Source organism: Streptomyces sp. NEAU-W12 (genome assembly GCF_026242095.1).
In the GTDB taxonomy this organism is placed as follows: domain Bacteria; phylum Actinomycetota; class Actinomycetes; order Streptomycetales; family Streptomycetaceae; genus Streptomyces.
The window spans coordinates 136,527-157,970 of the sequence record NZ_JAPJDM010000010.1; the positions used below are offsets into that span (position 1 = coordinate 136,527).

Annotated in this window: 22 protein-coding genes; 9 read left to right on the forward strand and 13 right to left on the reverse strand. The window is 73.1% G+C overall.

Translation table 11 applies throughout. The annotated features are described in order from the left end of the window. Nucleotides 1-311: 311 nt before the first annotated feature. On the reverse strand, nt 312-1,478 hold the full coding sequence (gene xylA / locus ORI94_RS14675) for a xylose isomerase (RefSeq protein WP_042169565.1): 1,167 nt from the start codon (nt 1,476-1,478) through the stop codon (nt 312-314). Between the two features lie 114 nt (nt 1,479-1,592). Here xylA and xylB point away from each other — a divergent pair, with 114 nt between their 5' ends. Together xylB and ORI94_RS14685 are read left to right on the forward strand one after the other, a co-directional pair. Then, nucleotides 1,593-3,038, forward strand: coding sequence for a xylulokinase (gene xylB, locus ORI94_RS14680; protein WP_266075289.1), 1,446 nt, complete (start codon nt 1,593-1,595; stop codon nt 3,036-3,038). Nucleotides 3,039-3,131: 93 nt separating this feature from the next. After that, nucleotides 3,132-4,367, forward strand: a complete 1,236-nt coding sequence (locus tag ORI94_RS14685) for an ROK family transcriptional regulator (protein WP_266075291.1) — start codon at nt 3,132-3,134, stop codon at nt 4,365-4,367. 289 nt (nt 4,368-4,656) lie between these two features. On the opposite strand, the gene ORI94_RS14690 is transcribed toward ORI94_RS14685, so the two are convergent. From ORI94_RS14690 to ORI94_RS14700, 3 genes are all read right to left on the reverse strand, one after another. Continuing rightward, complete coding sequence (locus ORI94_RS14690) at nt 4,657-5,712, reverse strand: hypothetical protein (protein WP_266075293.1); 1,056 nt, start codon at nt 5,710-5,712, stop codon at nt 4,657-4,659. Between the two features lie 73 nt (nt 5,713-5,785). Beyond that, nucleotides 5,786-6,370, reverse strand: a complete 585-nt coding sequence (locus ORI94_RS14695) for a TerD family protein (RefSeq protein ID WP_266075295.1) — start codon at nt 6,368-6,370, stop codon at nt 5,786-5,788. Between the two features lie 136 nt (nt 6,371-6,506). Further along, on the reverse strand, nt 6,507-6,827 hold the full coding sequence (locus ORI94_RS14700) for a DUF4180 domain-containing protein (protein WP_416237826.1): 321 nt from the start codon (nt 6,825-6,827) through the stop codon (nt 6,507-6,509). Between the two features lie 139 nt (nt 6,828-6,966). On the opposite strand from ORI94_RS14700, the gene ORI94_RS14705 reads away from it, so the two are divergent. Then, the gene (locus ORI94_RS14705; RefSeq protein ID WP_266075299.1) at nt 6,967-7,365 is read left to right on the forward strand and encodes a luciferase family protein; all 399 of its coding nucleotides are present in this window, start codon (nt 6,967-6,969) and stop codon (nt 7,363-7,365) included. Nucleotides 7,366-7,425: 60 nt separating this feature from the next. Here the strand turns inward: ORI94_RS14705 and ORI94_RS14710 are convergent, their stop codons facing one another. The 6 genes from ORI94_RS14710 to ORI94_RS14735 form a co-directional block, all read right to left on the reverse strand. Next, nucleotides 7,426-7,620 (reverse strand): hypothetical protein, encoded by a 195-nt coding sequence (locus ORI94_RS14710; RefSeq protein ID WP_266075301.1) that lies wholly within the window; start codon nt 7,618-7,620, stop codon nt 7,426-7,428. A gap of 152 nt (nt 7,621-7,772) precedes the next feature. Further along, the gene (locus tag ORI94_RS14715) at nt 7,773-8,636 is read right to left on the reverse strand and encodes a phosphatidylinositol-specific phospholipase C/glycerophosphodiester phosphodiesterase family protein (RefSeq protein ID WP_266075303.1); all 864 of its coding nucleotides are present in this window, start codon (nt 8,634-8,636) and stop codon (nt 7,773-7,775) included. 241 nt (nt 8,637-8,877) lie between these two features. Then, nucleotides 8,878-10,065 (reverse strand): acyl-CoA dehydrogenase family protein, encoded by a 1,188-nt coding sequence (locus tag ORI94_RS14720; RefSeq protein WP_266075305.1) that lies wholly within the window; start codon nt 10,063-10,065, stop codon nt 8,878-8,880. Further along, complete coding sequence (locus ORI94_RS14725; RefSeq protein ID WP_266075307.1) at nt 10,062-11,246, reverse strand: acyl-CoA dehydrogenase family protein; 1,185 nt, start codon at nt 11,244-11,246, stop codon at nt 10,062-10,064. The genes ORI94_RS14720 and ORI94_RS14725 overlap by 4 nt, the downstream gene beginning before the upstream one ends. After that, nucleotides 11,243-12,220, reverse strand: coding sequence for an NADPH:quinone oxidoreductase family protein (locus ORI94_RS14730; RefSeq protein ID WP_266075309.1), 978 nt, complete (start codon nt 12,218-12,220; stop codon nt 11,243-11,245). The genes ORI94_RS14725 and ORI94_RS14730 overlap by 4 nt, the downstream gene beginning before the upstream one ends. 139 nt (nt 12,221-12,359) lie before the next feature. Beyond that, nucleotides 12,360-12,932: a helix-turn-helix domain-containing protein gene (locus ORI94_RS14735; RefSeq protein ID WP_042169588.1), complete on the reverse strand. Its 573-nt coding sequence runs from the start codon at nt 12,930-12,932 to the stop codon at nt 12,360-12,362. Nucleotides 12,933-13,009: 77 nt separating this feature from the next. Here ORI94_RS14735 and ORI94_RS14740 point away from each other — a divergent pair, with 77 nt between their 5' ends. From ORI94_RS14740 to ORI94_RS14760, 5 genes are all read left to right on the forward strand, one after another. Next, on the forward strand, nt 13,010-14,038 hold the full coding sequence (locus tag ORI94_RS14740) for an NAD(P)/FAD-dependent oxidoreductase (protein ID WP_266075312.1): 1,029 nt from the start codon (nt 13,010-13,012) through the stop codon (nt 14,036-14,038). Between the two features lie 64 nt (nt 14,039-14,102). Continuing rightward, entirely contained in the window at nt 14,103-15,656 is a 1,554-nt protein-coding gene (locus ORI94_RS14745) for an ATP-dependent DNA ligase (RefSeq protein ID WP_266075314.1), read from the forward strand. After that, nucleotides 15,653-16,117 (forward strand): NUDIX domain-containing protein, encoded by a 465-nt coding sequence (locus ORI94_RS14750; RefSeq protein ID WP_266075316.1) that lies wholly within the window; start codon nt 15,653-15,655, stop codon nt 16,115-16,117. Before ORI94_RS14745 ends, ORI94_RS14750 begins: the two co-directional genes overlap by 4 nt. Nucleotides 16,118-16,194: 77 nt before the next feature. After that, complete coding sequence (locus tag ORI94_RS14755; RefSeq protein ID WP_266075318.1) at nt 16,195-17,580, forward strand: NADP-dependent succinic semialdehyde dehydrogenase; 1,386 nt, start codon at nt 16,195-16,197, stop codon at nt 17,578-17,580. Between the two features lie 25 nt (nt 17,581-17,605). Then, nucleotides 17,606-17,842 carry a DUF6213 family protein gene (locus ORI94_RS14760; protein ID WP_266075320.1) on the forward strand — a complete coding sequence of 79 codons (237 nt, stop codon included), beginning with the start codon at nt 17,606-17,608 and terminating at the stop codon, nt 17,840-17,842. Nucleotides 17,843-17,871: 29 nt separating this feature from the next. Here ORI94_RS14760 and ORI94_RS14765 read toward each other — a convergent pair whose 3' ends face one another. Then, nucleotides 17,872-18,534, reverse strand: coding sequence for a transcriptional regulator (locus ORI94_RS14765; RefSeq protein WP_266075322.1), 663 nt, complete (start codon nt 18,532-18,534; stop codon nt 17,872-17,874). Between the two features lie 199 nt (nt 18,535-18,733). After that, on the reverse strand, nt 18,734-19,960 hold the full coding sequence (locus tag ORI94_RS14770; protein WP_266075324.1) for an acyl-CoA dehydrogenase family protein: 1,227 nt from the start codon (nt 19,958-19,960) through the stop codon (nt 18,734-18,736). Between the two features lie 171 nt (nt 19,961-20,131). Here ORI94_RS14770 and ORI94_RS14775 point away from each other — a divergent pair, with 171 nt between their 5' ends. After that, a complete protein-coding gene (locus ORI94_RS14775; RefSeq protein WP_266075326.1) occupies nt 20,132-20,773 on the forward strand; it encodes a TetR family transcriptional regulator in 642 nt (213 codons plus the stop codon). Between the two features lie 40 nt (nt 20,774-20,813). Here ORI94_RS14775 and def read toward each other — a convergent pair whose 3' ends face one another. Further along, nucleotides 20,814-21,404, reverse strand: coding sequence for a peptide deformylase (def, locus tag ORI94_RS14780; protein WP_266075328.1), 591 nt, complete (start codon nt 21,402-21,404; stop codon nt 20,814-20,816). Nucleotides 21,405-21,444: the final 40 nt, after the last annotated feature.

The following is a 21,444-nucleotide window of genomic DNA, read 5'->3' on the forward strand; positions in this document are numbered from 1 at the left end:
GGCCGAGGGCCGGGGTGGTACCGGTGGCGTGGCCATACCGGCCACGGTCGCCTCGGACGCCCCCTGTGCGGGCATCCCGCACGGAATCCGGCACGGAGCCGGACCTCGGACCTCGGCTTCGGAGCCGGCGTCGGACATCGGCGTCGTCCGGTCCCCGCGCGGGGGGGGGGGGGGGGCCGGCGGCCCCCCCCCGGGGGGGCCCCCCCCCGGGGCCACCCCCCCCGGGGCCCCCCCGGGGGCGGCGCCCCCCCGGGGGGGGGGCCGCCGGGCCCCCCCCCCCCCCCCCCGCGGGGAGGCACCGCCCCGGGAACTCAGCCCCGGGCGCCCAGCAGGTGGTCCATCGCCAGCTGGTCGAGACGCTCGAAGCCCATGCCGCGTGCGGCGGCTGTGTCGGCGTCGAAGTCCTCGAAGGCGGAACGGTCGCCGAGCAGCGACCGGAGGCCGTCGGCCGCCGTGGGCTCGGCCAGCTGGTCCAGGCGGGCCGCGCGCAGTGCCTCCTGCACCTCGGGGTCGGAACGGAAGGCGGCCGCGCGGTCCTTGAGGATCAGGTAGTTGCGCATGCAGCCGGCCGCCGAGGCCCACACACCGTCGAGGTCCTCGGTCCGCGGCGGCTTGAAGTCGAAGTGCTTCGGGCCGCTGTAGCCGGCCGATTCCAGCAGGTCCACCAGCCAGAACGCGGCGCGCAGGTCACCGGCGCCGAACCGGAGGTCCTGGTCGTACTTGATGCCGGACTGGCCGTTGAGGTCGATGTGGAACAGCTTGCCCGCCCACAGCGCCTGCGCGATGCCGTGCGGGAAGTTCAGCCCGGCCATCTGCTCGTGGCCGACCTCGGGGTTGACGCCGTACAGCTCGGGCCGCTCCAGGCGCTCGATGAACGCCAGGGCGTGGCCGACGGTCGGCAGCAGGATGTCGCCGCGCGGCTCGTTCGGCTTGGGCTCGATGGCGAAGCGGATGTCGTAGCCCTGGGAGGTGACGTACTCGCCGAGCAGGTCGAAGGCCTCCTTCATGCGCTCCAGGGCGACCCGTACGTCCTTGGCGGCACCGGACTCGGCGCCCTCGCGGCCGCCCCAGGCCACGTACACCTCGGCACCGAGCTCGACCGCGAGGTCGATGTTGCGGATGGTCTTGCGCAGTGCGTAGCGGCGCACGTCGCGGTCGTTGGCGGTGAAGGCGCCGTCCTTGAACACCGGGTGGGTGAACAGGTTGGTCGTCGCCATCGGCACCTTCATGCCGGTGGAGTCCAGCGCCTGCCGGAACCGCTTGATGTGGCCCTCGCGCTCGCTGTCGCTCGAGCCGAAGGGGATCAGGTCGTCGTCGTGGAAGGTGACGCCGTGGGCGCCCAACTCGGACAGGCGCTGCACCGATTCGACCGGGTCGAGGGCGCGTCGGGTGGCGTCACCGAACGGGTCCCGTCCCTGCCAGCCGACGGTCCACAGGCCGAAGGTGAACCTGTCCTCGGGGGTGGGCTGGTAGTTCATGCCGCGGCTCCTTGCTCACTGAGACTATTTCGTCATGGCGATTTACAAATTAGTATGCAGCAGCATCTCTGGGAAGATGGTCAGCCCGCCGAGCCGCGTTAGAGGGAGAAATCGATGTCAGCAGCCGAGGGTCCGCTCGTCGTCGGCGTGGACACGTCCACCCAGTCCACCAAGGCGCTCGTCGTCGACGTGGCCACCGGACGGGTCGTGGCGAGCGGCCAGGCACCGCACACGGTGACCTCGGGGGCCGGCCGGGAGAGCGATCCACGTCAGTGGTGGGACGCCCTGACCCAGGCGCTGCGCCAGTGCGGCCAGGCCGCGCACGAGGCCGCCGCGGTGTCGATCGGCGGCCAGCAGCACGGGCTGGTCACCCTGGACGCGCGGGGCGAACCGGTGCGCCCGGCGCTGTTGTGGAACGACGTGCGCTCCGCGCCCCAGACCCACCGGCTGACCGAGGAACTGGGCGGCGCGAAGTTCTGGGCGGAGCGCACCGGAAGCGTGCCGGCCGCCTCCTTCACGGTCACCAAGTGGGCCTGGCTGGCGGAGCACGAGCCGGAGGCGGTCCGTGCCACCAGGGCCGTCCGGCTCCCCCACGACTATCTGACCGAGCGGCTCACCGGGCAGGGCACGACCGACCGCGGCGACGCCTCCGGCACCGGCTGGTGGGCCTCCGGGAGCGAGGCGTACGACGAGGAGATCCTCGCGCACGTGGGGCTGGACCCGGCTCTGCTGCCCCGTGTCGTACGCCCCGGCGAGGTGGCCGGGACCGTGCGGGAAGGCCATGAGCTGCCGTTCTCCAAGGGCACCCTGGTGGCGTGCGGCACCGGGGACAACGCGGCCGCCGCGCTGGGCCTCGGCGTACGGCCCGGCACGCCGGTGATGAGCCTCGGCACCTCGGGCACGGTGTACGCCGTGTCGCGGCGGCGGCCCGCCGACCCGACCGGCATCGTGGCGGGCTTCGCCGACGCGCGCGGCGACTGGCTGCCGCTCGCCTGCACACTCAACTGCACGCTCGCCGTGGACCGGGTGGCGACCCTGCTGGGCCTGGACCGCGAGGCCGTCGAGCCGGGTGACGGCGCCACACTCCTGCCCTTCCTGGACGGCGAGCGCACCCCGAACCTGCCGAACGCGTCCGGGCTGCTGCACGGGCTGCGCCACGACACGACCGGCGGTCAGTTGCTCCAGGCCGCCTACGACGGCGCCGTGCACTCCCTGCTGGGCGCGCTGGACCGCGTGGTCGACGAGGACGCGGACCCGTCGGCTCCCCTGCTGCTGATCGGCGGTGGTGCGCGGGGCACCGCCTGGCAGCGGACCGTACGGCGGCTGTCGGGGCGGCCCGTGCAGGTGCCCGAGGCACGGGAGCTGGTCGCGCTGGGAGCGGCGGCCCAGGCGGCCGGTCTGCTCACCGGTGAGGATCCGGCCGCGGTCGCCCGCCGCTGGGACACGGCGGCGGGACCGGTGCTGGAGGCGGTGGAGCGGGACGAGGAGACACTGGCCAGGATCGCCGGGGTACTCTCCGACGCGGCCCCGCTCCTGGAGCGCGGCACGGACACCGCCTGACGGCCTGGTCCGATCCAGGACCGGACCAGGCCCCCTCACCACCGACCGGGAACGACCGAGCGCTCCCCTGACCGACCGAGGACTGACGGAGGCATGAGCGCACCGCTGCACGAGGCCCGACCGGCCGCTCCGGGGCGGGTACTGCCCTCGGCCGGTCCGGAGCGCGCGCTGCCCGACACCCAGCAGGGCATGCGCCGCCGCAACCTCTCACGGGTGATGCACACCGTCAGCGCCCAGGGACCCCTGTCCCGGGCTGCCGTCGCCTCGCGCATCGGCCTGACCAGGGCGGCGGTGTCCACCCTGGTCGACGAGCTGATCCGCTCGGGCCTGCTGGAGGAGCTGGGCCCCGAACGGCCCGGACGCGTGGGCCGGCCGGGCTCGGCCCTCGCCGTCAGCGGGCGCGGTCCGGCCGGGATCGGCGCCGAAATCGGCGTCGACCATCTCGCGGTCTGCGCGGTCGACCTGCGCGGGGAGGTCCGGACGCGGGCCGTGCGGCACGTCCCGAACCGCGGTCGTGCCCCCCGGGCGGTGATCGGGGAGCTGACCGCGCTGCTGTTCCGGGTCGTCGCCACGGCCGAGGACGAGGGCCTGTGGCCGGCCGGGCTGACCGTGGCCGTGCCGGGCCTGGTGGCACGCGACGCGCGGACCGTCGTCCGCGCGCCGAACCTCGGCTGGCACGACACCGACCTCGGCGCCCTGCTCCCGGCACGGTTCCCGCTGACCGTGGCCAACGAGGCCGACTGCGGTGCGCTGGCCGAGCTCTGGCTCGGCGAGGAGACCCCGCGCGACTTCCTCCATGTGTCGGCCGAGATCGGCATCGGCGCCGCGGTGGTCGTGGACGGGCACCTACTGCTCGGAAAGCGGGGCTTCGCCGGCGAGCTGGGTCATGTGCCGGTTTGGCCGGACGGCCCGGAGTGCGCGTGCGGCGGCCGGGGGTGCCTGGAGCAGTACGCCGGCGAGGAGGCCGTGCTGCGCGCCGCCGGCCTGGAGCCCGGCGAGGACCGCGTGGGCCTGCTCGCGGGCCGCGCCGAGCAGGGCGACCCCGCCGTACGACGTGCCCTGCACGACGCGGGAACGGCGCTGGGCATCGCGCTGACCGGGGCGGTCAATCTCCTGGACCCCGAGGGCGTCGTCCTGGGCGGCGCGCTGTCCGGGCTCGCCCCCTGGCTGCTGCCCTCGCTCCGTTCCGAGCTGGCCCGGCGCACGGCGGGCCCGGCCTGCCCCGTCTCGGTGTCGGCCCTGGGCCCGGAGGGCCCCCTCCTGGGCGCGGCGCACTCGGTGATCCGGGGCGTCCTGGACGACCCCGCGTCCGTCGCCGAACGGGCTTGAGACCGCCCCTGTGCGCACGGTGCCGTTCAGGCCACCGCGGAAGGTGGTCGCCGCGGGTGAGTGCGCCCAGGGCCTGTGGCGCAGGTGGCGCCGTCGTCCGGAGGGCGGCCGCACGGCGTCGTGGGGCCCCCTCTGCTCGGGCGAAGCCGAGAGCTCGGGGAAACGTGCTCCCGGCGTGCCGCCCGGAAGCCCTCGTACCGGGGGGCGTACCCGGGCTTCCGGGCGGCGGGGCGGGAGTGACGCCTGCCGGGCGTCGTGCGGCAGGCGTCACTACCGCCCCAGGCCCTGGTCAGTCCCCACCGCCACCGCCACCGCCGTCCCCGCCCCCTCCGTCACTCCCACCGTTGTCGCCGCCGTCCGAGCCCCACCCGTCGCCGCCTCCGGGCTCGTTGTCGTCCCTCCCTCGGCCGAGGTTGCTGAACCAGGGGCGGCCCCACCACTCGTCGTCGGCGACGAGCGGCTCGTCCCTGTCGACCGGGCGCCGGCCCGGCCGGAACCGCGCCGACCCCGTCGTGTCCCCGATCCCGAAGGCGACGGCGAAGACCTGCGCCATGACGGCGTCCAGCGGGTCGGGGCTCTCGTACCGCACAGGGGCCAGCGGCAGCAGCACCGTGTCCCGCTCCGGCACCGGCCAACTCGGGGGACGCGTGAGGAGGGCGACCGGCCGTTCGTCGCGCAGCAGCCACGAACTCTCCGCGTTCTCCCGCCGCAGCACCCAGCGCCGGTCGGGCAGCCCCACCTCCACGGACCGCTTGGACTTGCGCCGTTTCTTCGTGAGAACGACTTCCGCCGCAACCTCGCCGACGGTCAGGCGCAGGCCCCTGGACGGCTCGAAACTGTCACGGTCGAAGCCGCGCGGCGCCCTGATCCGTACGACGGGAGCCCCCGGCCCCCACACGTCCACGCGCACCAGCCGGCGGTCCACGGCGACGGTGACCGGTCCGGCGGGTCCCGCCGCGGTCCGCCGCGCGATCCACAGCGGCACACCCTCGGCGCGGGCCCGGGCCGCGAGGGCGGCCACCCGGTCGGGCCCGCCGCACTGCCGGACCGCCAGTTCCCCCAGCGTGCGGGCGAACTCCGCGGCCCGCCGTACCTTCACCGGCGTGCTCGTGCCGGTGACGCGGGTCACCGGGACCGCCCCGGCCCCGGCCGGCAGCCACGCCAGCGGGCGTTCCGCCCCGCCGCCCCCGAGCCAGTTGCCTCGCTGGAACGCCTCGGCCATGGCGTGGAGGTTCAGTTCGCCCAACGGCGTGCTCCTGCCGCCCCTGCGCAGCCGGTCCCCGGAAAGCTCCACGGTCCGCGCCAGCGGATTCCACGACTGCTCCCCATAGAGCACCCTGCTCACCACAATCCCCGCCCCCCCCATGCCCACGCGGTGGGCCCGGCGGAGCCCGAACCGCCCCGTCGGTCGCCGACGGCTAGTTGCTGACAGCGAAGCGCATCAGGGCGTGCTCGTCGCCCTGCTTGACCTTCCCGGTGGTGTTGATCACTTCGAGCTTCCACGTGCCACCGACCCGGATCGCCCTGGCCACGGCGCAGCCGTTGTCCTGGGTCAGCAGGCTCGGCCAGATGTCGGCGACCTGCTGCGTGCTGCCCCCGCTCGCGTCGTAGACCTTGAAGCTGATGTTGCGCGCCTTCTGGAAGGAGGAGCCCTTCTTGTACGCGGCGGCGACGAACACGATCGACGTGATGTTGGGCGGGACCCGGGCGAACTCGACGGTGACCGTCTCGTCGTCCCCGTCGCCGTGTCCGGTCTGGTTGTCGCCGCTGTGGACCAGCGCGCCGTTGCCCAGGGGGTCGAGCGAGTCGAGACCCGCGAGGCGCACCGGGTCCCCGCCCTGCAGGGCGACGGCGATCAGGTCGAGGTCCGTGCCGGTCTTGCGGCGCAGCTTGCCCAGCACTCCGCCGCTGCTGCCGGCGGTCGGGTCCCAGGAGACCCCGATGGACAGATGGGTCACTCCGTCCAGGTCTGCCGGGCCGTCTTCCTTCGTGAGCGTGATCATGAGTGGGTCATCCTTCGTCGAGGCGGACTACGACACGCAAAGTGTGCCTGATGCCCTGCATGGCCCCCGTGCCCGGCCCCGAGGAGAACCCGGAGGGCCTCCGGGCGGTGTCCTCACCCGGTTTTTGGGCCCGCCCTCACCCCAGCCGCTCCTCGAGTTCCGCGCGGTCGGAGACGAACCCGAGCCGGTGGCCGCGGTTCGCCTCGCGCACGAAGCCGCGCAGGGCATCACTGCCGGCCACGTGGGAGGCGATGTCGCCGATGACCGCCAGGCGGAGACGGTGGTGGACGCACTTCCGCGCCACCTCGCCCGCGACGCCCGGGCGCAGCGAGAAAAAGTCGTCCGCCACTCGCTCGACCGGGACAGCCACCAGGTCCGCCTGACACCCCAGGGCATCACCGATCAGATCGAGAGCGGTCTGACCACCGCCCAGTTTCGTTCCGCCGTTGTCACACATGAGGACGGAGACTCCACGCACGCCACGAGGTGACTGTCCGTCATGATGTGATCATGCGTGAGAGGTGCGTCGCCTCACTGATCGATTACGAAACGCCCAACTACTGGTTACCGCACGGTGAGCGAGTCACTATGAGGCCATGACACCGGCGCAGCGAGCCATGGAGCGACTTCGGGCCTGGCCCGACCTCACCGTCTGCAAGGCAGGGTGCGGTACCGGACGGGCTCTCCGTTCCGTCCGGGACGAGGTCGTCCACTTCCACTCGGGACGGAACGTCGACCTCCACCTCACCCGCCGCGCCATCCAGCGCCTCCGCTACGACCTCAGCGCCTCGACCGCGATCCAGCTGGTACCGGGGTCGAACTGGGTGACGGTGCATCTGGACTGCGAGACCGACATCGACCTGCTGCTGACCCTGGTGAGCGTCGCCCTCAAGGCCCATCAGGCCACCCCGCCGCCCTCCCCCGTGCCGGCGGCCACCGGATGCAACTTCCACCGGGTCACGGTACTGCCGCGCGACCCGGTGACCGAACACTGAGAAGACGCCCGCTCCTTGACGGAGCGGGTCAAGGGCCCCACTCGTCCGCGGCACCCGGCCTCACGGCCGCAGACCGCTGACGATGTCCGCCGTCGCGGTCAGGCCGCTGTGGATGGCGGGGGCGATGTCCGAGCCGGCCAGACAGAACCCGAGCAACAGGCAGACGATCCCGTGGGAGAGCTTCAGCCCGCCGTTGCGCAGGAAGATCACCGCCAGGATCGCGAGCAGCAGCACCACAGAGATGGAAACGGCCATCGTCAACCTCCTCCGCCACGTCCGCTTCGCGGCGTTCGGCCGCAAGTGTGGCGTAGCGGAGGGTTCGTCCGGGCGACCGGCCTGTCCTCCGAACGTGTGGTGTCCACGACGTACCGCGGTCGGTACGCGTCCCGCCGCGGGAGGCAGGCGTCCTACCGCGGGCGGTACGCGTCGAGGAAGGATTCCAGCCCCGCGAGGTCGTCGGTGTTGAGGTGGTCGACGTCCGCGGCGACCAGTTCGCCCCACAGGGCGTCCCGGGCGGGGCCCGGCAGGTCGGGGGTGGCCCAGAACCGTACCGTCTGGCCGCGCGCGTGCGCGGTGCCCACGATGTCGTGCAGCTTGCGGCGCTCGGCGTCGGGAAAGACGCCGACGCCCCGCCAGGTGAAGTTGAGCGCCCAGTTGTCGCTGATCAGCGGAATCAGGGAGGAGCGGGCCGGACCGCCGAGGTCGGTCAGCCGGCCGTCGTAGAAGGCGTGCCGCACCCGCTGGGCCTCCATGGGCGCGCGGGCGGCACGGTGGCCCGAGACGACGGCGGTGACCGGTCCGGGCAGCACCCGGCCTCCCGCGCAGGTGGTGAACAGGTGCCGGTACCGCCGGAGGTGGCGGTGGAGCTCGAGGTAGGTGGACGCGCCCTCGGTCTTGATGTCGATGAGCAGCTGGAGCGGCTTGCGGTGCCCTCGGTACACCGCCCCGTGGTGGGCCCGCACGCGGGCGGCGAGGGGGTCGAGGTAGAGGGACTCGAGGGTGCGGGACGGGTCGAGGTCCTCGGGGTCGTGGGCGACCAGGAGTCGGCCGCCCACGAGGTGGATGTCGGCCTCGACGCTGCCGAAGCGGTGGTCGAGGGCGTCGAGGAGGGGACGCGGGTGCTCGTAGTCGTTGTGGGCGTGGGCCCGCCACAACGGCCGCGTCCGGTGACCGTGTTCACCGGCCAGCGCCTGGGCGGCCGGCAGAGCGATCGAGGCCGCGAGGGCGGTGCCGAGGGTGGTGAGGGCTCTGCGACGGGTGGTGAGGGCCATGCTCCGCCTCCCTGGAATGGCGTACGGGGACCTCTGGAGTATGAGGTCCACGCGGGTCCAGGGAGCAGTGCTGTGAAGCGAGTTGGCTGATCCGCCGTCGCCCGTTCACCTCCGGGAACCGCCGGACGCACGGACGCACGGACGCACGGACGCACGGACGCACGGACGCACGGGAGAGCCCGCGCCCGAGGGCGGGCTCTCCCGTGGGACTCGGTGGTGCGACCGGGTACGTGAGGCTGCGTCAGGGCGCTCGCAGGTCCACGAGTTCGGCCAGTGCCTCGCGGTGGGCGCCCGCCGTACCGTAGGCGATCGAGTCGGCCTTGGCCCGCTTCAGGTACAGGTGGACCGGATGCTCCCAGGTCATCCCGATGCCGCCGTGCAGCTGCAGTGCCTCCTCGGCGGCATGGACGGCGACCTGGCCCGCGTAGGCCTGTGCGACGGCGACGGCGACGGCCGCATCGGCGTCGTCACCCGCTGCCGCCTCGTCGGCAGCCGCCGCGCCGGCGCTCAGCGCTGCCGCCGCGTTGCGGGCCGCAGCGCGGAGGCTGACGACCTCGAGCCACAGCTGGGCGAGCCGGTGCTTGAGGGCCTGGAAACCGCCCACCGGCCGGTTGAACTGCCTGCGGTCCTTCAGATAGCGGACGGTCTCCGTCAACGACCATTCGGCGAGCCCGAGTTGTTCCGAGGCCAGCAGCCCGGCGCCCGTGCTCAGAGCCCGCCGCACAGCGGGTCCGGCGTCGCCGACCCGCTGTCCCGGGGCGCCGTCCAGGACGACACGGGCGAGGGGGCGGGTCAGATCCAGGGACGTCTGCCGGGCGACGGTGACGCCGGCGGCGTCCGCCTCGACGGCGTACAGCCCACCGTCGTCCGCTGGTACCAGCAGCACGTCGGCCGCGGCCGCGTCCGCGACACCGGCCAGTTCGCCGTGCAGGACGCCGTCCGCCGCGCGGGCGGCGGGAAAGGGAGCGCCGGGCGCGGTGTGCAGAGGGACGGCGAGGGCGCCGATCCTGCGCGCGGACGCCAGCGAGGCGAGCACCTCACCCCCGCCGGCACAGGCCAGAAGCGCGGCGGTGGCCACGACGGCGCTGGTCAGATAGGGCACGGGGGCGACGGCCCGGCCCAGCTCCTCCAGGACGACCGCGGCCTCCCGGTGCGTGGCGCCCTGGCCGCCGCGGTCCTCGGGCACCAGCAGCCCGGCGAGGCCCATGCCGTCGGCGAGCGCCTTCCACAGGGACAGGTCGTGCGGGGTGTCCGACTCGGTACGGGAGATCACCCGGGCCGCGTCGCAGTGGTCGGTGAGCAGGTCCCGGACGGCGGCGCGCAGCGCCTCTTCCTCCTCCGAGTACAGGAGAGCGGGCTGTGCGCTCTCCGGATCCGCCGGACTCACCGGGCCGGTCCCCGTCGGGCTCGTGGTACTCGTCGTGCTCATCGGGCCAGATCCTTCCAGGCGACGTCCTTGTCGGTACGCGGCTCGGCCGGGAGGCCCAGGACGCGCTCGGCGACGATGTTCAGCAGGATCTCGCTGGTCCCGCCCTCGATGCTGTTGCCCTTGGAGCGGAGGTAGCGGTAGCCGGCCTCACGGCCGGTGAAGTCGACCAGTTCGGGGCGGCGCATGGTCCAGTCGTCGTACAACAGGCCCTCTGCTCCGAGGAGTTCCACCTCCAGGCCGCTGATCTGCTGGTTGAGGCGGGCGAAGCCAAGTTTCATCCCGGCGCCCTCCGGCCCGGGCTGGCCGGCGACGAGCTGCTGGCGCAGGCGTTCGCCGGTGAGCCGGGCGACCTCTGCCTCCACCCAGAGCCCCAGCAGGCGCTGGTGCAGATCGTGGGTGCGCAGTTCGGGACGTTCGCGCCAGGTCCTCGCGACCGGGCCGATCATGCCGCCCTCACGGGGCAGCCGCATGCCGCCGATGGCCACGCGCTCGTTGTTGAGGGTGGTCTGCGCGACCCGCCAGCCGTCACCGACCTCGCCGAGCCGGCAGGAGTCGGGGATGCGGACACCGGTGAGGAAGACCTCGTTGAACTCGGCCTCACCGGTGATCTGGCGCAGCGGCCGCACCTCGACACCGGGGTCGGTCATGTCGCAGACGAAGTAGGTGATGCCCCGGTGCTTGGGCACGTCCGGGTCGGTACGGGCGATCAGGATGGCCCAGCGGGCGGCATGGGCGCTGGAGGTCCACACCTTCTGCCCGTCGACCACCCAGCCGTCCCCGTCCACACGGACCGCGCGGGTACCGAGGGCGGCCAGGTCCGATCCGGCGCCCGGCTCGCTGAACAGCTGGCACCAGACCTCCTCGCCGGTCCACAGCGGCCGCAGGTAACGGCGCTGCTGCTCCTCCGTGCCGAACCGCAGGATCGTCGGTGCGGCCATGCCGAGGCCGATGCCGATGCGCCGCGGGTCGTTGTCGGGCGCTCCCGCGGCCTCCAGCTCGGCGTCCACGACGGCCTGGAGGGACCGGGGGGCGCCGAGCCCGCCGAGCCCTTCGGGGTAGTGCACCCAGGCGAGTCCCGCGTCGAAGCGGGCGCGCAGGAAGTCGAGGCGGCTGGTGGTGGCGGGTGGCTGTGCGGACAGCAGGTCCTGGGTGCGCCGCCTCAGTCCGGCTGCGTCGGTCATGCGGCGGCTCCGTTCTTCGCTGCGGGGAGCACCGCGACGCGTCCGGTGGTGACGCCGTCCGCGACCCGCTGCACGGCGTCGGCGGCGCCGGACAGCGGCACGCGCTCACTCACCAGCGGTTTGACGACACCCCGGGCGGCCAGCTCCAGGAGCTGTCCGTGGCAGTGCTGGACGAGTTCCGGGTTCCTGGTGTTGTAGAGGCCCCAGTGCAGGCCGAGGATCGAGTAGTTCTTCACCAGGGCGTGGTTCAGCGCCGCGCTGGGAATCGTGCCGCTCGCGAAGCCGACGACCACGATCCGGCCCTCGAACGCGACGACCTTGGTGGACTGGGTGTAGGCGTCCCCGCCGACCGGGTCGTAGATCACATCGGCGCCGCGGCCGCCGGTGGCCTCCTTCACCGCGGCGATGACGTCCTGCTCGCGCCGGTCGATCACCACGTCGCATCCCAGCTCGCGGGCGACGGACACCTTGGCGGCTCCGCCGACCACGCCGATGACGGTGGCGCCGGCGGCCTTGCCGAGCTGCACGGCCGCGCTGCCGACGCCTCCCGCGGCGGCGTGCACGAGCAGGGTCTCGCCGGCCTCGAGGCCGGCCCGCCGGTGCAGCCCGAACCAGCCGGTCTGGTAGCCGATGTGGAGGGCCGCGGCCTCGGCGTCGTCCAGCGCGTCCGGCGCGGAGCGCAGTCCGGCGGCGTCCGCGACGGCGTACTCGGCGAAGCCGCCGTACGGCAGCGCGGGACTGGCGAGCACCCGGCGCCCGTCCTCGGTCTCGCCGCAGATCTCCACGCCCGGGGTGAACGGCAGCGGCGGCCTGACCTGGTACTGACCCCGGCACATCAGTGCGTCCGGGAAGTTGATGTTCGCGGCGCGCACCTTCAGCAGGACCTGGCCCTCACCGGGTGTCGGCCGCTCCACGTCCGCGAGGCGCATCACCCCGCCCGGCTCGCCGATCTCGTGCACCTGCCATGCCTGCATGCGGAGCCTCCACGGGACTGTGAACGTCGTGTTCGCCTGACCGGGTCCACTGCATACTAAGCGGTCGCTTGCCCCCCGGGGAACCGTCTCGCACATCACGGCCTCCCGCACCCGCGCCCGCCAGGGGGCGCCTCGTCCGTCAGGACCGCTTGGGACGTGCCCGTACGTGCATCCGCTCCCCCTGCGGGCCGAACAGGCTGAGGAACTCCACCGGCCCCTCCCCCGTCGACCCGAAGGCGTGCGGCACGCGCGTGTCGAACTCGGCGGCCTCCCCCGCCGTCAGCACCACGTCGTGCTCGCCCAGCACGAGGCGCAGCTTGCCGGACAGCACGTACAGCCACTCGTAGCCCTCGTGTGTACGGGGCTCGGGCTCGAACGCGCGCTGCGGTTCGAGCACCTTGTACGCCTGGAGTCCGCCGGGCTGGCGGGTGAGCGGCCAGTGGGTGCGACCACCCTGCTGGAACGGCTTGGCGCGGATGCGCGGATCGCCGACCGGCGGCGCGCCGACCAGTTCGTCCAGCGGCACCTGATGGGCCTGCGCGATCGGCAGCAGGAGTTCGAGGCTGGGTTTGCGCAGTCCGGACTCGAGCCGCGAGAGGGTGCTCACGGAGATGCCGGTCGCCTCGGACAGCGCGGCGAGCGTCACCTCCCGCTCCTTCCTGATCCGCCGCAGCCGGGGGCCCACATCCGCGAGGACGTCGTCAGTGGTCATACGGATATTGCAGGTTCGGCAAAGACATTTGTCAATCCGGCAGTACTCGGGCGACGGTCGACGTGGAGGTGGTCGGCATGACCGAGAAGAGTGGGAAGCCCCGCGACGGATTCGCGCACGGCAACGGAGAAAAGGACGGCACCGGTACAGGCACCGGCACCGGCTACGACGTGGTGGTCGTCGGAGGAGGTGCGGCCGGGCTGTCCGCCGCGCTGGTGCTCGGCCGGGCCCGGCTGCGGGCCCTGGTCGTCGACGCGGGCGAGCCGCGCAACGCGCCCTCGTCCCACATGCAGGGCTATCTGTCGCGGGACGGGATGTCACCGGCGGCGTTCCTGGCAGCCGGCCGCGAGGAGATCGCGGGTTACGGCGTCGAACTGCTCGCGGGCCGGGTGACGGACGTGACCCGGAACGACACCGGTACCGGTACCGGCACGGCGGACTTCACCGCCCTGCTGGACGGTGGCCGGACCGTCCGCGCGCGGCGCCTGATCGTCGCCACCGGACTGAAGGACGAGCTGCCCGCGGTCCCCGGTGTCGCCGAGCGGTTCGGGCGGGACGTGCTGCACTGCCCGTTCTGCCACGGCTGGGAGGTCCGCGACCAGCCGTTCGGGGTGCTCGCGTCGAGCGCCATGAGTGTGCACCAGGCCCTGATGGTGTCCCGGTGGTCCAAGGACGTCGTCCTCTTCCTGCACACGGTCGCCGAGGAGGAACTGTCCGACCAGGACCTGCGCCGACTGGCCGCGGCCGGCGTCGACGTGGTGCCCGGCGAGGTCGCGGGGCTGGTGGTCGAGGACGACCGGCTCACCGGCGTCCGCCTCGCCGACGGCTCCGTGCACGCCCGCTCCGTGCTGTACGTCGGGCCACGTCCCGTGCCGCGGACCAACTTGCTGGAGCGGCTCGGCGCCGAGCTGTCCGACACCCCGTTCGGCGCGTACCCGGTGGTGGACCCGACGGGGCTGACCTCCGTGCCGGGTGTCTGGGCGGCGGGCAACGCGATCGGCTTCGCCGAGCAGGTCGTCCACGCGGCGAGCGGCGGATACCGCGCGGCGGCCGCGATCGTCGGGGATCTGCTGATGACGGACCTGGACGCCGCGATGACCGGGTGATCCGCGGCTGGTGGTCCGAGGCGGCCCGGGTGTGGAACGCCGGGCTCCGTAGCACCATGGCTGCATGCTGCTGTCCCGGCTGGCCCGTGTGTCGCAGGAGGTCGCCGCCGCCTCGGCGCGGTCCCGGAAGGTCGAGCTGCTCGCCGAGCTGTTCCGGGAGGCGGAGGCGGACGACGCGCCCGTCGTCCTTCCGTATCTGGCGGGCCGGCTGCCGCAGGGCCGGATCGGCGTGGGCTGGAAAACGCTGAGCCGGCCGGTCGCCCCGGCGGACCGGCCGACCCTGACGGTGCGCGCGGTCGACGCCCGGCTCGGCCGGCTCGCCAAGGTGTCCGGGCCCGGTTCTCAGGCCGAGCGTGCCCTGCTGGTCGGGGAGCTGCTGGGCGTGGCGACCGAGGAGGAACAGCGGTTCCTGCTGGGCCTGCTCACCGGCGAGGTCCGGCAGGGGGCTCTGGACGCGGTCGCCGTGGAGGGGCTGGCGCGGGCGACCGGGGCACCGTCGGCGGGTGTGCGGCGGGCGGTGATGCTGGCGGGCTCGCTGCAGACGGTGGCCGGGGCACTGCTCGCGGACGGCCCCGAGGCACTGGAGCGGTTCCGTCTCACCGTGGGGCGCCCGGTGCTGCCGATGCTGGCGCACAGCGCCTCCTCGGTCGCCGAGGCGGTGGAGAAGCTGGGGGCGGCGGCGGTCGAGGAGAAGCTGGACGGCATCCGCGTCCAGGTGCACCGCGACGGCGACACGGTGCACGTGCACACCCGCACTCTGGACGACATCACCGACCGGCTGCCCGAAGTGGCCGCGGCGGCACGGGCGTTGCCGGGCGAACGGTTCATCCTGGACGGCGAGGTCGTCTCGCTCGACGAGCGGCTGCGTCCCCGTACGTTCCAGGAGACCGCCGGGCGGGTCGGTTCCCGGTCGGACGTGGCCACCGCCGCCCGGGACCTGCCCGTCGCCGCCGTCTTCTTCGACGCGCTGTCCGTCGACGGCCGTGAGCTGCTGGACCTTCCCTTCGCCGAGCGGCACGCGGAGCTGGCCCGGCTGGTGCCGCAGGCCATGCGGGTACGGGGCACCAGGGTGTCCGGCTCCGGGGACGTACCGGCGGCGGAGGACTTCCTCGCCGACACGCTGGCGCGCGGTCACGAGGGCGTCGTGGTCAAGGGGCTCGACGCCCCCTACAGCGCCGGGCGGCGCGGCGCGGCCTGGCTGAAGGTCAAGCCCGTGCACACGCTCGACCTGGTGGTGCTGGCGGCCGAGTGGGGGCATGGCCGCCGCACCGGCAGGCTGTCCAACCTGCACCTGGGCGCCCGCACCGCCGAGGGCGGCTTCGTGATGCTCGGCAAGACCTTCAAGGGAATGACCGACGCCATGCTGACCTGGCAGACCGACCGGCTGCGCGAACTGGCCGTCGGCACCGGCAGAGGCGACGCGAACGCGTACGTCGTCACCGTACGCCCGGAGCTCGTCGTGGAGATCGCCTACGACGGCCTCCAGCGCTCCACCCGCTACCCGGCCGGCATCACCCTCCGCTTCGCGCGGGTGGTCCGCTACCGCGAGGACAAGCGGCCGGACGAGGCGGACACCGTGGAGTCCCTGCTCGCCGCGCACCCCGGGCTGCTGCCGTGACCGGCGCCCGGAGCGCCGGCCTGCTGGTGTTCCGGCACACCGATCACGGGCTCGAGGTGTTGCTCGGTCATATGGGCGGTCCGTTCTTCGCCCGCCGGGACGCCGGCGCGTGGACCGTGCCGAAGGGCGAGTACGACACCGGTGAGGCGGCCTGGGCCGCGGCGCGCCGGGAGTTCCGGGAGGAGCTGGGGCTGCCGCCGCCCGACGGGGAGGCCGTGCCGCTCGGCGAGGTCCGGCAGTCGGGGGGCAAGACCGTCACGGCCTGGGCGGTCGAGGGCGACCTCGACCCGGCGGCCGTCGCGCCCGGCACCTTTGGGATGGAGTGGCCGCCGGGATCGGGGCGGATGCGGGAGTTCCCGGAGCTGGACCGGGTGGAGTGGCTCTCCCTGGAGCGGGCGCGGGCGCTGGTCGTCTCCGCCCAGGTCGCGTTTCTCGACCGCCTGGCGGAGCACTCGCCCTGAGGAACGCTCCCGCGTTGCGAGGCCCACCGCCGCGCGGGAGGGTCGACATGCACGCCCCGTCCCCAGGGAGGCCAGCCATGCCCATCGCAACGGTGAATCCGGCGAACGGCGAGACGCTCAGGACGTACGAGGCCATGGGCGAGGAGGAGACCGAGCGCCGGCTCCAGCTCGCAGAGGCCACGTTCCGCACCTACCGGACGACGACGTTCGGGGAACGCGCCCGCCTGCTGCACCGGGCCGCCGAACTCCTCGACGAGGACCGGCACAGCATCGCCGAGGTGATGACCACCGAGATGGGCAAGCCGGTCGGGCAGGCACGCGCGGAGGCCGCCAAGTGCGCCAAGGCGATGCGCTGGTACGCCGACCACGCCGCGGGCCTTCTCGCCGACGAGGAGCCCGACGCGTCCGACGTGAAGGACTCCGGCGGCTCCCGGGCTCTGGTGCGTTACCGGCCGCTCGGTCCGGTGCTCGCCGTGATGCCGTGGAACTTCCCGCTGTGGCAGGTCGTACGGTTCGCCGCGCCCGCGCTGATGGCCGGCAACGTGGGCCTGCTCAAGCACGCCTCGAACGTGCCGCAGACCGCCCTGTACCTGGAGGACCTGTTCCACCGGGCGGGCTTCCCCGAAGGCTGCTTCCAGACCCTGCTCATCGGCTCCGCCGCCGTCGACGCGATCCTGCGGGACGAACGCGTCAGGGCGGCCACCCTCACCGGCAGTGAGCCCGCCGGACGCGCGGTGGCCGCCACCGCCGGAGAGATGATCAAGAAGACGGTGCTGGAACTGGGCGGCAGCGACCCGTTCGTCGTGATGCCGTCCGCCGACCTGGACCGGGCCGCCGAGGTCGCGGTCACCGCGCGGGTGCAGAACAACGGGCAGTCCTGCATCGCCGCCAAACGCTTCATCGTGCACACCGACGTCTACGACGCCTTCGCCGAGCGCTTCACCCGGGGCATGCGGGCGCTGAAGACCGGCGACCCCATGGACGAGGCGACGGACGTCGGCCCCCTCTCCAGCGAGCAGGGCCGAAAGGATCTGGCGGAACTGGTCGAGGACGCCGTGCGGTCCGGGGCCCGTGTGCTGTGCGGCGGTGAACTCCCGGACGGGCCCGGCTGGTACTACCCGCCGACCGTCCTGGCCGGGATCACCCGCGACATGCGCGTCCACCGGGAGGAGGCCTTCGGCCCGGTCGCCACGCTGTACCGGGCGGCGGATCTGGACGAGGCGGTGCTGATCGCCAACGACTCCCCGTTCGGACTGAGTTCCAACGTCTGGACACGTGACGAGACCGAGGTCGACCGCTTCGTGCGCGATCTGGAGGCGGGCGGCGTCTTCGTGAACGGGATGACGGCGTCCCATCCGGCGTTGCCGTTCGGCGGGGTCAAGCGGTCCGGGTACGGGCGTGAGCTGTCCGGGCACGGAATCCGCGAGTTCTGCAACATCACCACGGTTTGGCACGGTGCGTGACGCTCCCGCGGCTACGATCCGGTCTGTGAACCGCGAAGTGACTCTGCCTCTGATCGTCGACCACCGCGGTACCTTGCAGGTCTCCGCGGCGGACGTGAGCAAATTGCTGCGCACGGTGGGCGGCCGGTGGCTGCATCTCGTGGAGTCCGGCGACGACCGGCTCGACGAGGACACGGTCGCCGCGCTCACCATCGAACTGGCGAAGCTGGCCGACCGGATCGACGTGGCGTGCATCGCGCACAGCAGCGGGAGCAGGGCCTAGGGTGCGGCCGGCGGTCGTCGGTCATGTGTTCAGACCGGCCGGAGCAGCGTCCTCCAGAACAGCGACTCGTAGCTCTGCAGCAGGTGGCCGTACCGGCGCGCCAGGCTCTCGTCGAGGCGGCCCGTGTCCAGGCCCTCCTGGACCGCTTCCGCCGCCGTCCGGTCCAGGCCGGGGGCCGGTTCGGCGAAGAGGTCGAAGAACGCGCAGGCTTCGTCGGTGAAGCCGTAGTGCGTGCGCAGCGCCCGGGCGATGGTGGCGCAGTAGCCTCCCCAGGCCGAGAAGTTGGCGGTCACGGAGAGGACGGCGTCGGCCGGTGCCGCGTTGAGGGCCAGCCAGGCGACGTAGGCGGGATAGGCCTGGCAGCCGGGCAGGGGGTCGTACGCCGCCGCACGCTCCCGGTCCACGCCACAGGCGGCGGCGAAGGCGTCCAGCCGGGCCGCCGCCAGGTCCTCGCCCCCGGCGAGGGCGGTGAAGTACGCGGCGGCCCCCGGCTGGTCCGCGGACCGGTCCGCCAGGTGCTGGAAGGCACGGCGGTCGGCGGGTATCACCCGGCTCTGTTCCAGGGCGAGCGCGGCCAGGGTGTCCCGGTCGGCCTCACCGCGGGCGATCAGCGGTACGAGCGGGTTGGACCGGGGGTCCGGGGCCAGTTCCCGCGTGATCGTCTCCAGCAGTTCCCGGGCCGTGCGCGTCATCGCGGTCTCCGTCGCGTCGGTCGGCCGGTCCGTGGGGTGACCGGCTCCCCCACCATGGTCCCCCAGGAGCCGGTGGACGTCACCCGAAACGACACGGCGCCCGGCGGTCCGGGGCACGGCAGTCCTTTGACGGCACGGCGGCCCGGGACGTGGACCACGCCGCCGTGCCGCCCTCGTTGCCTGCCCCCGGCCACCGTACCTAGCGGATGGGCATGCCCGACAGGGTGCGGGCGATGACCAGGCGCTGGATCTCGCTCGTGCCCTCGAAGATCGTGTAGATCGCGGCGTCGCGGTGCATGCGCTCCACCGGGTACTCACGCGTGTAGCCGTTGCCGCCGAGGATCTGTATCGCCTGGGCGGTGACCGTCTTGGCGGTCTCGCTGGCGTACAGCTTGGACATCGAGCCCTCGGCCGCCGTGAACGGCTTGCCGTTCACGGCCATCCAGGAGGCACGCCACACCAGGAGGCGGGCGGCGTCGATCTGGGTGCGCATGTCGGCCAGCTGGAAGGCGACGCCCTGGTTGTCGATGATCGGGCGGCCGAACTGCTCGCGGGTCTGCGCGTACTCCAGGGCGACCTCGTAGGCGGCGCGGGCAGTGCCGACCGCCATGGCGCCGACCGCGGGGCGGGACGCCTCGAAGGTGGCCATCGCGGCGTTCTTCACCCGCTCCCCGCCCTGCCTGGCCCGCTCCCGGGCGCGGGCGAGGCGTTCGTCGAGCTTCTCCTTGCCGCCGAGCAGGCAGGAACCGGGCACGCGGACGCCGTCCAGGATCACCTCGGCGGTGTGCGAGGCGCGGATGCCGTGCTTCTTGAACTTCTGGCCCTGGGAGCAGCCGGGGGTGTTCGGCGGGATGATGAACGAGGCGTGGCCCTTGGAGCCGAGCTCCGGGTCGACGACCGCGACGACGACGTGGACGTTGGCGATGCCGCCGTTGGTCGCCCAGGTCTTGGTGCCGTTGATCACCCACTCGTCCCTGGCCTCGTCGTACACGGCACGCGTACGCAGGGAGGCGACGTCGGAGCCGGCGTCGGGCTCGGAGGAGCAGAAGGCGGCGACCTTGACGTCGTTGGCGTCCCCGTACATCTGGGGGATCCAGGTGCCGATCTGTTCCTCGGTGCCGTTGGCGAGGACGCCGACGGCCGCGAGGCCGGTGCCGACGATGGACAGGGCGATGCCCGCGTCGCCCCAGAACAGCTCCTCCATCGCCATGGGGATGCCGAGGCCGGTGGCGTCGAAGTACTGCTGGGCGTAGAAGTCGAGGGAGTAGATGCCGACCTTGGCCGCCTCCTGGATGACCGGCCAGGGAGTCTCCTCGCGCTCGTCCCACTCGGCGGCCGCGGGGCGGATCACATCGGCGGCGAAGCCGTGGAGCCAGTCCCGGACCTCCTTCTGTTCGTCGTTGAGCTCCATGGTGAACTCGGCCATGTCCCCTCCAGCGGCGACGCACGTGCATGTTACTTGCGGTAACCAGAGTCTGTTACCGACAAGTAGGAAAAGTCAACTCCCCGGCCCTCCCGACATCCCGTCCGCCGCAGGTCACACCGTCAGTGTTAGTTTGCCCGGGCGTCACCGAATCAGCAGGGGTGGGGAGAGATCATGGACACCACACAGCGGACCGATCAGCAGAGGGCCGCCGACCGCCGTCGGCGCGAGCTGCTGGAGGCCGCCGACCGGGTGGTGCTGCGCGACGGCCCGCACGCCTCGATGAACGCGATCGCCGCCGAGGCGGGCATCACCAAACCGATCCTCTACCGGCACTTCGGCGACAAGGGGGGCCTGTACGCCGCCCTCGCCCAGCGGCACACCGACGCCCTGCTGGCCTCGCTGCGGGCGGCTCTGGACGCCCCGGCCGACCGGCGGGAACGGGTCGAGAACACCCTGGACACCTATCTCGCGGCGATCGAGCTGCGCCCCCAGGTGTACCGGTTCCTGATGCACCCGGCGGAGGGTTCGCCCGGCGACCAGGGCTTCGACGTCGGCAGACACTCGGCGCCGCTGCTGCGGCGCATGGGCGAGGAACTGGCCCAGGTCATCGAGGAGCGACTGGACCTCGGCCCCGGCAGCCAGCAACTGGCCCGTGTGTGGGGGCACGGGATCGTCGGCATGATGCACGCGGCCGGCGACTGGTGGCTCGGCGAACGGCCGTGCTCCCGGGCCGAGCTGGTGCGCAGCCTGGCCGACCTGCTGTGGGGCCGGCTGGCGGCGGCGGGCGACCGGGTCGGCGGGCCCGGGTTCTGAGCCCCGGGCCCGCCGTCCGCTCCGGAGCAGTCCGCCCCCTTCACCCTTCTCTTTCCACCTGCTCCGCCTGCTCTGCTCGCTTCACCCGGTCCCGCCCGCTCCAGGAGGCCCGCCGCGCCTGGCGGGTGAGTCTGCGCCGGCGCCAGCCGGTCAGGCGGTCGGCGTAGACGCGTCCCTCCAGGTGGTCGCACTCGTGCTGCAGGCACCGGGCGAAGAAACCCGTGCCGTGCACGGTGACCGGCTCCCCGGTCGCCGTGCGGCCCTCGACGACCGCGTGGTCGTGACGTTCCGTCCCGGCTTCCAGGCCCGGCAGCGACAGACAGCCCTCCGGGCCGCGCACCACCACGCCGTCCGTCTCGACCAGCCGCGGGTTGACCACATGGCCCAGATGGCGGACGTCCTCGTCGTCCGGGCAGTCGTACACGAACACCCGCAGTGGCACACCCACCTGGTTGGCGGCCAGGCCCACACCCCGTGCGGCGTACATCGTCGCGAACAAGTCCTCCACGAGGCGGGCCAGTTCCGGGCCGAAGTCGGTCACCTCCTCGCAGGGAGCGTGCAGCACCGGGTCGCCGAGCAGTGTGAGGGGCCGGACACGACCGTGGACACCGGGAAGGGAACCGTCTCGCATGGCGGTCAGAGTACGGTCCTGGCAGCAACTCCCGTCCCCT

Excerpts from the sequence above, each read along its gene's own strand:
- xylA (WP_042169565.1), bottom strand. The coding sequence starts at position 1,478 with ATGAACTACCAGCCCACCCCCGAGGACAGGTTCACCTTCGGCCTGTGG.
- xylB (WP_266075289.1), top strand. The coding sequence starts at position 1,593 with ATGTCAGCAGCCGAGGGTCCGCTCGTCGTCGGCGTGGACACGTCCACC.
- ORI94_RS14685 (WP_266075291.1), top strand. The coding sequence starts at position 3,132 with ATGAGCGCACCGCTGCACGAGGCCCGACCGGCCGCTCCGGGGCGGGTA.
- ORI94_RS14695 (WP_266075295.1), bottom strand. The coding sequence starts at position 6,370 with ATGATCACGCTCACGAAGGAAGACGGCCCGGCAGACCTGGACGGAGTG.
- ORI94_RS14700 (WP_416237826.1), bottom strand. The coding sequence starts at position 6,827 with ATGTGTGACAACGGCGGAACGAAACTGGGCGGTGGTCAGACCGCTCTC.
- ORI94_RS14705 (WP_266075299.1), top strand. The coding sequence starts at position 6,967 with ATGACACCGGCGCAGCGAGCCATGGAGCGACTTCGGGCCTGGCCCGAC.
- ORI94_RS14710 (WP_266075301.1), bottom strand. The coding sequence starts at position 7,620 with ATGGCCGTTTCCATCTCTGTGGTGCTGCTGCTCGCGATCCTGGCGGTG.
- ORI94_RS14715 (WP_266075303.1), bottom strand. The coding sequence starts at position 8,636 with ATGGCCCTCACCACCCGTCGCAGAGCCCTCACCACCCTCGGCACCGCC.
- ORI94_RS14720 (WP_266075305.1), bottom strand. The coding sequence starts at position 10,065 with ATGAGCACGACGAGTACCACGAGCCCGACGGGGACCGGCCCGGTGAGT.
- ORI94_RS14725 (WP_266075307.1), bottom strand. The coding sequence starts at position 11,246 with ATGACCGACGCAGCCGGACTGAGGCGGCGCACCCAGGACCTGCTGTCC.
- ORI94_RS14730 (WP_266075309.1), bottom strand. The coding sequence starts at position 12,220 with ATGCAGGCATGGCAGGTGCACGAGATCGGCGAGCCGGGCGGGGTGATG.
- ORI94_RS14735 (WP_042169588.1), bottom strand. The coding sequence starts at position 12,932 with ATGACCACTGACGACGTCCTCGCGGATGTGGGCCCCCGGCTGCGGCGG.
- ORI94_RS14740 (WP_266075312.1), top strand. The coding sequence starts at position 13,010 with ATGACCGAGAAGAGTGGGAAGCCCCGCGACGGATTCGCGCACGGCAAC.
- ORI94_RS14745 (WP_266075314.1), top strand. The coding sequence starts at position 14,103 with ATGCTGCTGTCCCGGCTGGCCCGTGTGTCGCAGGAGGTCGCCGCCGCC.
- ORI94_RS14755 (WP_266075318.1), top strand. The coding sequence starts at position 16,195 with ATGCCCATCGCAACGGTGAATCCGGCGAACGGCGAGACGCTCAGGACG.
- ORI94_RS14765 (WP_266075322.1), bottom strand. The coding sequence starts at position 18,534 with ATGACGCGCACGGCCCGGGAACTGCTGGAGACGATCACGCGGGAACTG.
- ORI94_RS14770 (WP_266075324.1), bottom strand. The coding sequence starts at position 19,960 with ATGGCCGAGTTCACCATGGAGCTCAACGACGAACAGAAGGAGGTCCGG.
- ORI94_RS14775 (WP_266075326.1), top strand. The coding sequence starts at position 20,132 with ATGGACACCACACAGCGGACCGATCAGCAGAGGGCCGCCGACCGCCGT.
- def (WP_266075328.1), bottom strand. The coding sequence starts at position 21,404 with ATGCGAGACGGTTCCCTTCCCGGTGTCCACGGTCGTGTCCGGCCCCTC.